The 15578-nt window shown below is 45.7% G+C and carries 13 protein-coding genes and 1 riboswitch; of the genes, 7 read left to right on the plus strand and 6 right to left on the minus strand.

The window, feature by feature from the left end; genetic code table 11:
- Positions 1–77: 77 nt before the first annotated feature.
- From mukB to cmoM, 4 genes are read right to left on the minus strand one after another with little or no spacing between them, the layout of a single operon-like run.
- Complete coding sequence (gene mukB, locus CTT30_RS10060; protein ID WP_252035047.1) at positions 78–4538, minus strand: chromosome partition protein MukB; 4461 nt, start codon at positions 4536–4538, stop codon at positions 78–80.
- Positions 4535–5263: a chromosome partition protein MukE gene (mukE, locus tag CTT30_RS10065; protein ID WP_006962903.1), complete on the minus strand. Its 729-nt coding sequence runs from the start codon at positions 5261–5263 to the stop codon at positions 4535–4537. Before mukE ends, mukB begins: the two co-directional genes overlap by 4 nt.
- Positions 5244–6581 carry a chromosome partition protein MukF gene (mukF, locus tag CTT30_RS10070; RefSeq protein WP_252035049.1) on the minus strand — a complete coding sequence of 446 codons (1338 nt, stop codon included), beginning with the start codon at positions 6579–6581 and terminating at the stop codon, positions 5244–5246. The genes mukE and mukF overlap by 20 nt, the downstream gene beginning before the upstream one ends.
- A 2-nt stretch (positions 6582–6583) precedes the next feature.
- Complete coding sequence (gene cmoM, locus CTT30_RS10075) at positions 6584–7375, minus strand: tRNA uridine 5-oxyacetic acid(34) methyltransferase CmoM (RefSeq protein ID WP_252035051.1); 792 nt, start codon at positions 7373–7375, stop codon at positions 6584–6586.
- A gap of 114 nt (positions 7376–7489) precedes the next feature.
- Between cmoM and elyC the strand changes: the two genes are divergently transcribed.
- Positions 7490–8293 (plus strand): envelope biogenesis factor ElyC, encoded by an 804-nt coding sequence (elyC, locus tag CTT30_RS10080; protein WP_239838248.1) that lies wholly within the window; start codon positions 7490–7492, stop codon positions 8291–8293.
- Positions 8294–8347: 54 nt separating this feature from the next.
- Here the strand turns inward: elyC and torR are convergent, their stop codons facing one another.
- Positions 8348–9061: a two-component system response regulator TorR gene (torR, locus tag CTT30_RS10085; RefSeq protein WP_252035052.1), complete on the minus strand. Its 714-nt coding sequence runs from the start codon at positions 9059–9061 to the stop codon at positions 8348–8350.
- A 237-nt stretch (positions 9062–9298) separates the two neighbouring features.
- On the opposite strand from torR, the gene torD reads away from it, so the two are divergent.
- The 6 genes from torD to CTT30_RS10115 all read left to right on the plus strand — a co-directional run bounded on the left by torD (position 9299) and on the right by CTT30_RS10115 (position 14757).
- Positions 9299–9946 (plus strand): molecular chaperone TorD, encoded by a 648-nt coding sequence (gene torD / locus CTT30_RS10090; RefSeq protein ID WP_252035054.1) that lies wholly within the window; start codon positions 9299–9301, stop codon positions 9944–9946.
- 216 nt (positions 9947–10162) lie between these two features.
- The gene (gene purR / locus CTT30_RS10095; protein ID WP_239865720.1) at positions 10163–11170 is read left to right on the plus strand and encodes an HTH-type transcriptional repressor PurR; all 1008 of its coding nucleotides are present in this window, start codon (positions 10163–10165) and stop codon (positions 11168–11170) included.
- A gap of 145 nt (positions 11171–11315) precedes the next feature.
- A riboswitch (cyclic di-GMP riboswitch) is annotated at positions 11316–11402 on the plus strand.
- Between the two features lie 184 nt (positions 11403–11586).
- Positions 11587–12180, plus strand: a complete 594-nt coding sequence (locus CTT30_RS10100) for a TfoX/Sxy family DNA transformation protein (protein WP_252035056.1) — start codon at positions 11587–11589, stop codon at positions 12178–12180.
- A gap of 114 nt (positions 12181–12294) precedes the next feature.
- Entirely contained in the window at positions 12295–13617 is a 1323-nt protein-coding gene (locus CTT30_RS10105; protein WP_252034657.1) for an IS4 family transposase, read from the plus strand.
- A gap of 136 nt (positions 13618–13753) precedes the next feature.
- A complete protein-coding gene (locus CTT30_RS10110; RefSeq protein WP_239838243.1) occupies positions 13754–14449 on the plus strand; it encodes a TVP38/TMEM64 family protein in 696 nt (231 codons plus the stop codon).
- Positions 14446–14757 carry a putative signal transducing protein gene (locus CTT30_RS10115; protein WP_252035058.1) on the plus strand — a complete coding sequence of 104 codons (312 nt, stop codon included), beginning with the start codon at positions 14446–14448 and terminating at the stop codon, positions 14755–14757. Before CTT30_RS10110 ends, CTT30_RS10115 begins: the two co-directional genes overlap by 4 nt.
- On the opposite strand, the gene CTT30_RS10120 is transcribed toward CTT30_RS10115, so the two are convergent.
- Positions 14754–15557: an alpha/beta fold hydrolase gene (locus CTT30_RS10120; protein WP_239865707.1), complete on the minus strand. Its 804-nt coding sequence runs from the start codon at positions 15555–15557 to the stop codon at positions 14754–14756. The two genes, CTT30_RS10115 and CTT30_RS10120, sit on opposite strands and share 4 nt — an antisense overlap.
- Positions 15558–15578 lie beyond the last annotated feature (21 nt).

Below are 15578 nucleotides of genomic sequence, written 5' to 3' on the forward strand. Positions count from 1 at the left end.
AAGCAGGCTTTTTATGTACGATATGTGTTGGAGTGATAAAAGAAAGGCGACTTTACCGCCGCCTTTATGGGTATCTATTACAGCTCTTCAATCAGCTCCTGAGCTTCTGACTTATTCTGCTCTGCTTGTCCAAAACCTCGTAGACCAACCACATGCACATGCTCATGGTCTTTAAATACCTTACGAACAAGCTTATAAGTGGTGCCCTTTTCTGGGCTGATATTCTCTGGCGCGGCAATCAGAAGTTGCATATCGAGACGGTCACACAACTCAAATAAGGTCGAAATCGACTTGGCATCTAAGCGCGCAGCTTCATCCAAGAACAACAGACGACAAGGAACAATATCTTTGCTACGCAATCGGCGAGATTCTTCTTCCCAGCTCTGAACGACCATAAGAAGAATAGACTGGCCGGTACCGATCGCTTCACCCGTCGACAGAGCGCCTGATTCAGCTTGTAACCAGCCGTCTGAACCACGGCAGACTTCCACACTCAACTCAAGGTAGTTACGGTAGTCCAGCAGTTCTTCACCCAGAACTTGCGGGCTACGTTGACCCATATCGATATGTGGGTTAACACGCTGGAACAACTTCGCCATTGCCTCTGAAAATGTATAGCGAGAGGTCTCAAACAAGTCTTTGTGTTGCTCTTGTTGTGAAGCTAAACCATGAAGCAAAATCTCGTGACTTTCACGTATCTTCACATTCAAGCGAACGCCTTTCACTTGACCAAAGGCAATATTCGATAATCCTTGGTTAAGCATGCGGATACGGTTTTGCTCGCGCTGGATCGTTTTCTTGATGATACTAGCCACAGATTCAGAACTGATTGCCAGACGATTTTCACGTTGCGTCAGCTCCTCGGTCAATCGAGCAAGCTCCACTTCCATCTCTTCAATCGCCTCAACGGGATCATTGGTGTGGATGATATCCTGACGAATACGTTCACGAAGATGCTGATATACTGCGATATAGAACAGCACTTTGCGCTCAGGTCGTGCATTGTCTTCAGACAGACGCAATGCATCACGTAAGTCCTCGTTGTCGGCAACCGCCAGACGCAATGCACCCAACGATTTATCTGACATCGAACGCAACTCATCCGCTGACATATACGCCAGTTCACGCTTGTGCAAGCGACGCTCAACATCATTTTCACGTGCTAAGCGCAGTACGGAACACCAACCTGCTTTCGCTGCAACCACAAAGGTGCGCAGCTCAATGTATTCTTTCTGAACCTTCTTAAGACGTTTGGCCAGACCTTTCATTTCCAGCTCAGTCGACGTGATGGTACGTTCGTATTCACTCTTACGGCTGCGTGACGTATGCAGACGTTCCTGCAACTCGTCTCGACGACGCATGGCGCGCTCTTGTGCGCCTTCGTCTGCAGTAACACCAAACTCTTGAAGCTCTTGCTTAAATTCTTGAACCGTTTCCTGCTTAGCCTGATGAGAACTCTTCAAGGAGGCCAATACCTGATTGTATTGGTTCATTTGCCCTTGCGCCTGTTTCAGCTCATCACGAGAGCGAGTACGCTGCCTCTCCGCTTCAACAAGTTTAGTTTTGAGTTGCTCACTCAATTCACTGCTCTTATTAAGCAGATCAACGGAGTCTGAATAGGCGAAGTAGTGGCGACGCTCCACCAAGTCAGACAATGCAAAGATCTGCTTCTTAAGTTCCTGTAACTGAACATCCGCGGCCTTATATTCGGCTTCCAGCGCATCGAATTGCTCAGGGTCGGCTTCAAGTGCTGAGGCAATTTTTTCCAGTTCAGCGACTGTTTTCGCGTGGCTGCTCAAAAATGCTTTCGCTTCAGACAGCTGAGCGATTTTTTCTTCAAGCTCTTCAAAACGTAGTGTCAGTGAATCATCTTCAATCAACACCATCATTGGTGCTAATTTATCCAGCGAGGACAACGCCTGCTTACTCGCTAACAATTGAGAGCGTTGCTGCTGCTCTTTAGCATCCAAATCTGCCAGCACTCGTGACACTTGATTGCGCTTCTCACGAGCCACTGTCAGCGATTGCTCCGGATCCGCTTCAAAAGCAACCTGGATGTGCTTGGCAACAAAGTTGTTGAATGCCTGATATAGACGCTGAAGTTTTTGCGAATCAAACGCAGCTTTCGCATGCTGCTCTACCACTTCTTCGCGCTCATTACGTAGCTGCTCTAAACGTTGTTCACGCGCAGCACGACCAAACAAAGGAATTTCTGGGAAACGTGAGTAACGCATCTGGCGATCGTTCATGCGAACACAAACTGCACCTTCCAGTTCTTCCGCATCAAATGAGCTGTCATCAAAGGCATCGATATCGCCTTCAATGATGTAAAGGTCTTCAGGGCAATCGTCCAGCTCAACCAGCTTTTCTTCAATACCCGTTAAGTCAGACACCACAATCGCATGACGAGATGGACCGTACATCGCACTGAAATAAGGCGCATCGCCAATGGTGATATCGTCATAGATCTCTGAAAGCAGCACACCACCTAATGTGTCAGCTAAGCCTTTCAGACGAGGATCATTGGAGCCCCCCGGTGACGCTAACCGCTCAATTTCATTCTCTAAATGAGTACGGCGCTCTGCGAGCTTTTCTTTGGCCAATGACTGTTGCTTTTCTTGCTCAAGTACGATTTGCATTTGAGACATGACAGCCTGACTGTCATACAAGTCAGCCCCGCTCTGCTCCTTGAGCGCTTCCAGAGCATCATGAGCAGCAATCCAAGTCGGTGCGATGGCTTCTAATTTCTTTATTTCCGCCGCAGCCTCTTGTTCGAGACGGCGCTGTTCACTGCGCTGCTCGCGAACCTCTTCTTGAGCCATCTCAAGAGATTCAACCTGCATCGCATGACGTTCACGCTCCTGCTCAAAGGTCAGCTCATCAACCAATTCCACATTATGTTGTTTCTGATAAGCACTGACTAATTCACGCGCCTGACGCTGTTGATTGAGGTTTCGCTCAAGATCGCGATGCTGCGCACGCCATTGTTGTTCATTTTGTGCAATTTGCTCAGCATCTCGCGCTTGACGAATCGACTGCTTTGCAACTTCAGCGGCATTTTTACGCTCCACTGAGTCGCCAGCAATCTTACGGACCAAGGTAAGCGCCGTCTCAAACTGCTCAACGGCGGCTGAAGACATATCCAGTTTGTGTTTCACCGACAGCAACGCTGCCGTGCTCTCTGATTCCTGATTTTTCAGCTCAGAGACCATCGAGTGCGCGCGCTCAGCAGTAAGGTCCTCATCCCCCAGCAAGGTTTTCGCTTTCTCAAGCGCTTGCACTGCTTGCTGGTATTGAAGCGCGCGGGTTTGCTGAACGTCCAGCGCTTGCTGATAATCGGCTAACTGAGTCTTAAGGCTGTCGACCTCTTCTTCCGCAACCGTTGCTTGCTCTTCCATCATAAGAACACGCTCTTGCGCTTCTTCAACGACCATCATCTGTTCTTCAAGTCGTTCACTCAGCTCTTCAAGATCTTCTTGGTAGCGTTCGATCTTTTCCTGCTGACGCAGTGCATTCTGGACAAGCTGTAAGTGGTCGGAGGCCGCTTGGTAGTCTTGCTCTAACGCCGATTCAGACTCCACCAGCAATTCCAGCTCTTCTTGAACTCGATTAAGTAAGCTGTTTTGCTCAACCAATGTTTCACGCGAGCCAAACAGTTCAGAGCGTAGAGAGAGAGTCTGCTCCAGCTTATTGCGACGATCGTTTGCATGGCGCATGTAGTCAGCCGCCACGTAATTCGTCGATTCAGTAATGAGGTGTTTAAACAAGTCTCGATCTGCTTGAGTCGTTTTAATCGCTTCAAGCGTCATGCGGTTTTCACGCAGCGCCGATTCCATGTCCTGGAAAGCTTTCTTTACGCCACCATTCTGAGGCAGTAGGTAATCGCGTAATGAGCGGGTAATCGCACTCGAAATACCACCGTACAGCGACGCCTCAATCAAGCGATAGAACTTAGAACGGTCACTAGAGTTACGCAACTTCTTAGGAATCACGCCAAATTCAAACATTTGTGCATGGTAATCAACGATGGAATTGAAAGTCTTAAGCTGAACACCTTCGTGTTGCGCGACTGACTCTTTGATTTCGTTGATCTGACGAACACGCGCCTGAGTCGCAGAAACACTTTCAATCAGAATATCCGTCGGCTTCACACTGCTTGGCAGCCCTTGAATCACGAACGGTTTGATATCCACTTTCTTATCGCGACCCGCGACTTGCTGCAGCTTCACTGCAAATAGTAAGCGTTGATTACGTGAGTTCACGACATCCAGTGCCGCATAACACGCGCCTGGCTGCAATTTACCGTAGAGGCCTTTGTCACGTGAAGACTGGCTACTGCCCGCCTCGGTCGTATTTCGGAAATGCAGCAGCGTCTGGTCAGGTATCAAGGCTGTAATGAATGCCGCCATTGTGGTTGATTTACCTGCACCATTACCCCCGGATAACGTAGTAACTAAGCCATCAATGTCAAAGGTTCGCGCAAAGAAGCCGTTCCAGTTAACCATGGTCAGCGATTGATATTTACCTCTTTCAATCATGCTTCACCTTCTTCTAATTTTTCTGATTGAGATGACTCATCACCTTGTTCTGATTCTGCCAGTAAGCTGCCTTGGCTTGGCTCTTTGGTATGCACTACAGCTTCACCATCACGGATCAAGCGTAACTGTGCTTCGCGCATGTCGTCGCCCACACGGACATCAGCACCAAAGCGGAATACCGACTCACTGATACTAAATTTACCGGTTTCACCTATGTTGATGATCATGCCTAGGCGGCGTAAACGGCGCAAAGAAGTGCGGACTTTTTCAAACAGTTTTTCTTTATCTAAATCTGAACCAGTCGCGCGGTTGGTGACCAGCTTCATCAGCTTTTTCTCATCCGATAAAGCCAACAGCTCTTCATACAGTTCCTGATTGGTAAAGATTCCCTCGTGAGCTAGACGCTCTGGGCTTAGGTAGAGGAAACACAAGACCTTGCCCACTAGCATGTCGAGCTCAGACAGCACACTGCGGTTAATCAGGGACGTAGAGCGAGGGCGAAGGTAGAAGAAACCTTCCGGTGCCTTCACCAATTCAGTGTTGTAACGCTGGTAAAATGAAGACAGCTCAACTTCAAAGTCAGACAGCAGCGCGTGATTGTCGAGATCTTCGGTAGAAATATGACGTCCGGCACGAAGCATGCTGTCTAGCGCCGGGAAAAGTGGATTTGAAATCGCTTTTGCCAGATTTTCTGACATGTAATCATTAGTATCGGTCGATGACATTTGCTTGTACCTTTGCTCCGTATTCGTTAATTGCCTGCCAGTCTGGCTGAATCGCTTGATAATCCGATTCGGAGTAACCCAGACGTACGGCTTGATCAATGACGATACGAGCTAAATCGAAATGATGAGTGCGCGGATGCTGTGCTAGATAGTCGCGTAATACGGCTCCAAGATGGATAGCTGTACCCTGCTCTTTATGTACTTTGAGCATGTCACCTATGCGCTCAGAAAGCTCATCATTCACTTGTTGGAATTCTTCATACTCCACTTCCAGAGGCACTTGTCCGGTCACTTCGTCATCTCGAAGAACCAGTGCTTCATCACGGAGATCGACTAACCTTTCTGCATCGGCATAAGTGAGATACCAAGGTGTGTCGAAGTAGTCTTTGACTGACTGACGCAAACGCGTGCTGAAGGCACGGTTCTTATCCATGTCAATTGCGGTGCGGATAAATTTATGCACGTGTCTGTCGTAACCAATCCATAAATCAATCGCTTGTTGGCCCCAGCTGGTGATGCGATCTAGTTTCATCTGTAAGCCAAACAAGGCCTCCTCAATAAATTCCAGTTCATCTTGTCCGTAAACAATTTCCTGAATATCAAGGATTTGAGTTTGTAGCTCGTCACTAGCGGCTTGTAACGTATCTTGCAGTTCTCGTAACGTACTAGACGTTTCAGATAACAACTCTTCACAGTTATTGATCGCTTCACGCCAATCTTTGTTAAGCAGCTCAGCAATCTGCACTTTGACTGATTGTTGCTGCTCATCCATAACACGTTGGTTGAGATCAATTTGATCGAATATCTCACCCACAGAATATTTGAGCACGCCATAAACATTCTTTTTCCAGTGCCCCGGCGTTCCGCCTTGCTGAGCAGATTCAATCGCTTTCGCCATTTCATCCGCCACCATCGACAATTGGATAGAGAGGCGTAATTTAGAAAACTCACGATGGCGAACATAATAGTCCGTAATCCCAATCGCGAGCGGCGACAAGCGATAAATGCTCGCGCCATCGTTCACTTCACTGGTAAAACGGCTAATCAGCCTCTGCTTTACCATCTCATTAATTGCGTTGTTAGCCCGGAAAGCAGACGCTTCTCCGGTATCCTCAAATAATCGAGTGACGATAGTAAATGCGTCGTGCAATTCACCTTCACCCAATTCTTCATCAAACCTCTCATTGCTAAGGACTGCAATAGCGATGAGAAATGCGAGACGTTCAGTCGGCAGGTTTAATGAGAAATCGTGCTGCTTTACCCAGCCAACCAATTCATCAATGGGTTGCTCAGCAGCGTTGAGAATCATCTCACTCATTATTATTCCTGTTCTTCTTTCTTTTTGGCCCATACATGTATGTATCGGCCTAGCGAGAGATAGGGCTCTTGTCGACACAGCTGTCGCTCAAGTGCTACCACATCTTCTGTCTTATAGTCGCCCATGTATTCTCTGTTTCCGATATAGTCACTGAAACAGCGAATACCAGCTTTGCCACAGATTTCAAAGCCAGCGTCTTCAATCCACTTATAGACCTCTTCTGGTTTAAGCCCTTTCTGCGGCTGTAACTTAAATCGTTTTCGATGCGGCATGCCCTCTAATACATGAGGAATATTGCCACATACGACATTCTTGTAGACCAGACCATGATGGTTGTAAAACATGATGGAAGCTGCACCCCCCGGTTTCACCTGCTTAAGCACCGTTTCTAAAGCGGGCTTAGGGTCTGCCAACCACTCCATCACCGCATGGAACATGACCACATCAACGGGCTGTTCCAGATGCTCTGCAATGTTCTGGACTGGCGAATGAATCAAGCGATACTGCTCAAGCAAGCCATTTTTTTCAATATCCTGCTTGGCTAGTTGCAGCATTTCCAAAGATAGATCACATAAAGCGACTCGATGTCCGAGTTTAGCCAGCTTTTGCGACATTTGTGCTAATCCACCACCTGCATCCAGCACATCGAGGCTTTTCCTGCTACCATTAACCGCACATAGTAGTTGTTCAAGTTCTTCCCAAACAATAACTTGGCGTATCTCTCCTTTATCGGAGCCGTAGATGTTTTTTACAAATTTGTGGGCAATATCGTCGAAATTGCGGTCTTCAGTCACGGCGGCTTAGGTTATCATGTCGAATCGTGCTGCTATTCTGTCATAAGAAAGGCAGATATAAAGAGGGATTCTCTTAAATTAAAATCAATTGGTGTTTTTTCGGACTATTTAAGTATGTTTGAGCTGAAAAAAGTGGTGTCATCCCTTTTAATGCCTTTGCCAGCAATGCTGATCATCGGTTTTTTAGGCCTGATGCTGATTATGTTTACAAGGAAGCAAAAAACAGGCTGTTTTGTTGTTCTATTCTCTTTCATTGGTATTTTTCTCATTGCATTCCAGCCAGTTTCTTCTCGTCTCCTGATGCCACTTGAGCGTCAGTATTCTGCGTTTTTTCCGGTCGATGAGACGATCGATTATGTCATGGTGTTAGGTAGTGGCCATGTTGTGGACGACCGAATCCCTCCCACGTCTGAATTAAGTCGCACCGGCCTGATGCGCCTGACGGAAGGGATACGCATCATGCGTATCTACCCAGGGTCTAAGCTGATTCTGTCAGGTTACGCAGGCGGTTCTGAAGTCAGTAATGCTCGTATGATGGCCAAAGTTGCGCTCGCATTAGGCGTTTCAAAGTCGGATATTATTCTGCTGGAAACTGCGAAGGATACTTGGGAAGAAGCAAGGCAAGCTGCTGCGTTTGTTAAGCGCAAAAAATTGGTCGTGGTCACTTCCGCCAGCCACATGAAACGTGCACTGAATGAATTCCATTCTGCCGGTCTTAAGCCTTACCCTGCGCCAACCAACTATTTGGCTCATGATAATGTCACTCAGGCGTGGGCTAAGTACACACCGAAAGCTGTCTATCTTGAGCAAACTGAGCGCTATTGGCATGAAACGCTGGGCCGCATCTGGCAATCGTTACGTGACTGGGCATCCGATTACGAAGAGAAAGCAGTACACGCTTCCGACAGTAACGTTTAATCAAATGAAAAATACCGAGGCATGCCTCGGTATTTTTTTGCTTATCTGTTTAGGTCAATCACCTGCAAACATGTACCCTTCGCCATGTACCGTGACAAAAATCTGCGGGTTCTTGGGGTCAAATTCCATCTTAGCGCGCATACGTCTTATTAGAACATCAATGGTGCGATCATTCGGCGCATCAACTCGATGGCTAATCATATTCAAGATACGTTCTCGGCTCAGGACTTGATTTGGGTATGATGACAAAGCAACTAGCAATTCATATTCTGCTTTAGTCAGCTTCACTGGCTCACCATTTTTACTCAATGCTCGACGCTGCACATCAAAGGTCCACTCCGCAAAACGTACAATATTGCCATCATCTTTTTTCTGCTCACTCAGCTCATCAGCACTTCGTACTGCCGATATACGCCAAAGGAGATTTTTAACCCGAACAAGCAGCTCTCGAAGTTCAAACGGTTTAGTGACGTAATCATCGGCCCCCATCTCAAGACCAACAATTTTATCAATGCTATCCGTACGTCCTGTAACGAGGATAATACCAATATCAGACTGACTGCGAAGCTCACGAGTGAGCATTAGCCCATCTTCACCAGGTAGGTTAATGTCAAGCATCACCAAATCAACCGCATGATTTTGCAGTGTATCGCGCATTTGCTCTCCACTTTCCGCTTCACTCACTTGGTAACCTTCATTCTGAAAGTAACCAACCAGTTTACTGCGAGTGGCGGCATCATCCTCTACAACTAATACGTGATAGCTCATTTACACCACTTAATTACATTTTGAAATTGTCTCTCATTCATTCTATTCATAATCAGTCACATTTCTAGCTTTTGACCGCTTTCAAACCAGAAAGGCGATGTTTTATTGATTCAAAACAAACCTCGCTTAGGCCATTAATAACTTTCCATTTTTGCACTCAATCTGAAACAACCGCCATTACCGCTATTCATTTTTATTCGTTAAACTGATAAATAGAATTTCCAGGAGTCTTAACCAATGCAAGAAATCAAAGCATTCAACGAAAAACGTGCTGAAATCTACTGGTGGTTATCCAGCCTGTTTGCCAAGGAGTTAACAGAGGAAAACCTCCAGCAGTATCACTCAGAAGAAATCCGTTCCTTTCTGACTGGGCTGGGAGAAAACCCTCATCTGAAGTCAGCCATAAACAAATTAGTCGATGCACTCAATCGTCTTATCGATCGCGAAGATGCCCAGCTCGAACTGGCCGCTGACTTCTGCGATTTGTTTCTAAAGTCAGACAAAGACTCAGCGCTACCCTACGCTTCCGTGTACATAGGCAAATCTGGGCTTCTCAATGATCAGCCTGCAACAGACATGGAACAGCTAATGGCCAAACACGGCATTGAAGTTGATAAAGCGCTGAATGAACCTGCGGATCACCTCGCGATTGAGCTCGACTTTTTAGGAAACTTGATTATCCGCTCCAACGAGTTAGAACAAGAACGCCACATGGAAGATGCTTTTATCGAACAGGAACAGTTTATTCATAAACATCTTTTAAGTTGGCTTCCACAATTCACTAGAAAGTGCCAAGCTTTAGATGAATTTGGGTTTTACGCGGCAACAGCTTCATTACTGATTGCGTTTCTTGAACTTGATTGCACCTATCTTAAAGGTGAATAACCTTATTGTTGATCTGTGATTTAAAACTTATCACACCTTCGTTTTTTATTTGCTCTTCTTCTGTTTGCGGTCTAGAATCGTGACCGCAAACGATAAAAATGAACGAACTAGAGACAAACCGCTGAATAAAGCGGTTTTTGTGTTTCTGATACTTTCTGCCGAATTATTCTACACTCTGAATATACTTCCTGGCAGTCATCGACAGGACAGAACCTTATGGCCACTATTAAAGATGTGGCACGCCTAGCTGGCGTGTCAACTACAACAGTTTCTCACGTGATCAATAAGACGCGCTTTGTTGCTGAAGCAACACAAGAAAAAGTCATGGAAGCCGTTGCCGAATTGAATTATGCACCAAGCGCGGTCGCACGAAGCTTAAAATGTAACAGCACTCGAACTATCGGTATGCTTGTTACCCAATCGACCAACCTATTCTTTTCTGAAGTCATCGACGGCGTAGAAAGCTACTGTTACCGTCAGGGCTACACATTGATCCTGTGTAATACTGGTGGCATTTACGAGAAACAGCGTGACTATATCCGTATGCTAGCGGAAAAGCGCGTAGATGGCATCCTCGTTATGTGTTCTGACCTCACAGAAGAATTAAGTGAGATGCTAGACCGCCATAAGGATATTCCAAAAGTGGTCATGGATTGGGGACCTGAAAGCTCTCAAGCCGATAAAATCATCGACAATTCAGAAGAAGGTGGCTACCTAGCGACTAAATATCTGATAGACAATGGCCACAAAGATATCGCTTGTCTCAGTGGTCACTTCGAAAAAGCTGCATGCCAAGAGCGCATCCAAGGTTTCCGACGAGCGATGGATGAAGCCAACCTCTCTGTCAACGAAAACTGGATTCTTGAAGGTAACTTCGAGTGTGATACCGCTGTATTGGCTGCCGATAAAATTGTCGCTATGGACAACAAGCCAACTGCCGTATTTTGTTTCAACGATACCATGGCATTAGGTTTAATGAGTCGACTTCAGCAAAAAGGTATTCGTGTTCCTGAAGATATTTCTGTGATTGGATACGACAATATTGAACTTGCCGAGTACTTCTCACCACCACTAACCACAGTCCACCAACCTAAACGTCGCGTTGGTAAAAATGCGTTTGAAATTTTACTTGAGCGCATCAAAGACAAAGAACACGAGAAGCGTGTATTCGAAATGCACCCTGAGATCGTTGTGCGCGATACCGTATACAACTTAAACAAATAGCATTAGCTGTCATCCGACTGATAGCTCAATCTATTGGTCGGACATATCATTTTAAAGCAATTTACTTGAACCAAGATCACATTTGATCAATCAAGATGTGATACTTACCTCAAATTTTATTTATCCTTAAAATGTTCGACTAATGCCACGAACAGGGCAAACCACTTCGAAAGAGTGGGACGCAAAGCTTCCGGCCTGACTCAGGAGACTGAAAGGTAGCGGGGTTGCCGATGGGCAAAGATGCAAACGATCCGTATCGTTTAAAACAACACTCTATAATCTTTCTAGAACTCAGGGATTAGCGAGTGAATTTTATTTCGGTATGACACCTTACTGACACTTTATCTGCATTATTTTGCTAATCTCTCGGACCTGAATTTGGTGGCGTATAATAATATACACCGAGATAACACAGCATGGATAAACCAATACTTAAAGACTCGATGCGACTTTTTGATCAGCTTGGTCGTATAAAGTCACGTTCGATGTTCGGTGGATTCGGAATCTTCGCAGACGACACAATGTTCGCATTGGTAGTTAACGATAAACTCCATATCCGCGCCGACGACAAGCTGGCTAATCAATTCAAATCTGAAGGCTTAGAACCCTACGTTTATAAAAAACGAGGCTTTCCCGTCGTTACCAAATATTTTGCTTTAACGGATGATGTAGCTTCTTGCCATACTCGTGCCCTTGCGTTGGCACAAAGTGCGTTGGCCATTGCCAAAAAAGAAAAAACATCGCAAGCGAAGACTCGACCAAATCGCCTCAAGGACTTACCTAACCTCCGCCTTGCAACCGAGCGAATGCTCAAGAAAGCAGGAATCGAGAGCGTGGAAAATCTAGAGGAAGCGGGCTCTGTAGAAGCGTTTAAAGCTATTCAGGCAACCCACTCAGCGGATGTTTCACTCGAACTGCTCTGGGCTCTAGAAGGGGCTATCAATGGCAAACATTGGTCAGTCATTCCTCCTGAGCGCCGTCAGGAGTTAGTCAATAAACTCAATAGTTAAGTCGCTAATTGTTTAAAAGCCAACCGAATAGGTTTAATGCCGATCGTTTTAGAGACTTGAACGATCCTGAGATCGTATGATAATCCCCACTAACAAAGTTAGTGGGGATTTTTTATGTTTGCTCAAGAGCTGCTTTTGGCACATGAGACTATCGAGGATGGTAAAAACTATGAGTCTGTAGTTAATGCCATTCAGCTTGAATGGATAGAACAAGCTTTGCTTGATACGTCTAAAGCAAGCATTAGAAGGCGACGCTTACCAGCGCAACAAGCCGTCTGGCTCGTCATTTGGATGGGATTGCAACGGAATAAATCAATCAAAGAAGTATGCAGTTCTCTTGACCTAGCTCTCCAACCTAAGCCTCAGGATTCTTGGTCTCGTGTTGCACCTAGCGTACTTACTGACTCTAGGCGACGTTTGGACGAAGCTCCTCTCGCTGCTTTGTTTAAAACCTCTATGGCGGCATGGGAGAGCGACGCGCTAGTAAAGGATAAGGCGCTAGGGCTAAACATTATGGCCGTGGATGGTACCACTTTTCGTTGCCAAGATTCAGAAGACAATGCGCAAGCGTTTGGATTCATTTCTCAAAAACATAAACCTTATCCTCAACTGCGCTTGGTCGGTCTGATGGCTACCGAGACACGTTTTATGGTAGGGGCTGCATTCGATGCTTGTCAGGTCGGTGAGACAACACTGGCACGCCGATTATTAGGAGACGTGCCAGCAAACTCACTCACATTGTTTGATCGTTGCTACTTTTCTGCCGACCTATTGATATCGTGGAATGCTGCTGCCTCCAATAGCCACTGGCTAACCCCTGTGAAACGCAAAGTAAGATATGAAGTTTTGGAGCGTTTTGCTGAAAACGACATGCTTATCTCTATGCCTGTTTCACAGCAAGCTCAGCGCAATAACCCTAATTTGCCGACTCATTGGCAAGCACGCCTCATCCTCTACAAAGACCCAAAAGGTGAAATTGAAGGCTTTATAACTTCACTGGTTGATCCTGAGAAATACTCATTAGAAGACTTATTGACTGTCTATTGGCAACGCTGGGAAATAGAAGAAGGTTACGGTGAGATAAAACAAACTCAGTTACAAAATGAAGTCACCTTGAGAAGTCGTTTTGCTGCTGGTGTTAGACAAGAGCTCTGGGGAATATTGCTGGCGTACAATTTGGTGCGCTTAGAGATGGTTCATATTGCTAAAGACGCTGAGGTAAGGCCAACTAGAGTGAGCTTTACAGCGGCAATAAATTTGATAGATACCCAGCTACGTTGGCTAGCGCTTAGCCCTGACGGAACTCTACCGAGCAAACTCAAGCAAATGAGGGAGAACATAAGTCACTTCATTTTACCGGATAAAAGGAAGGACCGAACGTATCCACGTTCAGTCCTTTTTGTCCCACCCAAATACCCATTTAGGTATAAGCGTTAATGCTTATCCGAACGGCATTAACCGAATAGGTTGGCTTTTTCATCGCTGATGAAATTTAATCTTTGCTAAACAGTTCTTATTTGTTAACAATTTTATTGAGCGCGTTTGCCTCAAGCTCAAAACAGAGGAAGTCGTTATGAATAAGAAGCTTGTGTTAGGTATCCTACTGGTTAGCCTGATTGCTTTTCTCGGAATCAATTTCGGACAATATCTAACATTAGAAAACGCCAAAGCTCAGCAAGCGGCGCTATCCGAATACATCAATAATAACTTTACATTGGCCGCCGTTACATACTTTCTGGCTTATATCGCTATTACCGCATTTTCAATTCCAGGAGCTGCCGTGGTTACCTTACTTGGCGCTGCGCTATTCGGCTTTTGGACCAGCTTACTGCTCGTTTCCTTTGCCAGCACCATAGGTGCGACCTTGGCATTTTTAAGCAGCCGTTTCTTACTCAGAGACTGGGTACAAAGTAAGTTTGGTGACAAATTGAAGGCCATTAACCAGGGTGTTGAGCGAGATGGTGCATTTTACTTATTTTCATTGCGTCTTATCCCAGTATTTCCATTTTTCCTCATCAATCTGCTGATGGGGTTAACACCGATCTCAACAGCTAGGTTCTATTTAATCAGTCAATTGGGTATGTTACCGGGTACTGCCGTTTACCTGAATGCGGGGACACAACTGGCGCAAATTGATAGCTTATCCGGCATTGTTTCTCCATCTGTATTAGCATCTTTCGCCCTACTAGGGCTTTTCCCTGTTGTGACTAAATGGGTGATGGGTAAGATTAAAGGTGTACCTCAAGCTCAAGATGGAAGCTCTTCTTGAAGATATTCACTGCAAATACCCCACCAGAAGCTCATATTATCTGTGAGCTTCTTAAATCGAACCATATCGATTGTGAAGTTAGAGGAGAAGGCATTTTTGGCTTGCAAGGAGAAGTCCCCTTCGGTGAAAGCTCACAACCTTATGTTTGGCTAATAGATACTCAAATGGCAGAACAAGCCTGCACGATGGTCGAACAGCATCTTAAACAGTCCGACTTCGGTAACGAGTGGCATTGTGAAAAGTGTGGTGAATCAAATGAAGCTCAGTTTGGGGTATGCTGGCAATGTGGGGCAACAAGCCCAGTCTAAGCATGCGCGCTCTGACTTTTGATAAACGCAATCGAGTACTGATTAAATTCCTCAGGGCGTTCAACATTACAAACATGCCCACAATCCGGAATCTCCAGTAGTGTACTTCTGCGATGCGCAGCCACCATCTCCTTTACAGGACGGATGAACATGTAATCCCTCTCTCCCATTAAGTACAAAGTTGGGATCGGTAATTCACGCTCCTTAAAGTAACGCATCAAGGGGTTCACCTCTGCCGTGAGGATGAACCAACGTTTGAACTCTTTCTGGCATAGCTTCTTTGCCTCACGAACAAACAGGTGGCGAGACTCTTTCTGAGTTCGTTGTGGCATAACAATATAAGCAAACAAGCGATATAACCACATATAGGGCACAATATGCTTGCACATGTTGCCTAACCTAACCAAAACCTGAGATCGAGTGTTGAGGCGTGTTACAGCGCCTCCTAAAACCATCGATTTAACTCTTCCTGTCGACATTTCGGCTAGATTTCTCACAATAATAGTGCCTAGCGACATGCCCACAAAGTGAGCGGAAGAAATTTTCAGATGATCCAGAACTTTAAGAATATCTGCTGTCACCGCCTTAAATGTATAGCGATTGGATATGAGTTCTTTTAGAAATGGGCTTGATTTTCCGTGTCCTCTCAGATCCACCAGAAGTAGATTGAAATGCTGGCGATAAGCTTTGATCTGCTTGAACCAAATGGATGAACTCCCCCCTGCACCATGCACAAACACCACCCACTCTTGGCTAGTTGGATGCAAATATGTCTTATGGAAAAGAAGACGGTCACTCATAAATTCTTCAGTTCATTAGGT

Source organism: Vibrio coralliilyticus, from assembly GCF_024449095.1.
Lineage (GTDB): Bacteria > Pseudomonadota > Gammaproteobacteria > Enterobacterales > Vibrionaceae > Vibrio > Vibrio coralliilyticus_A.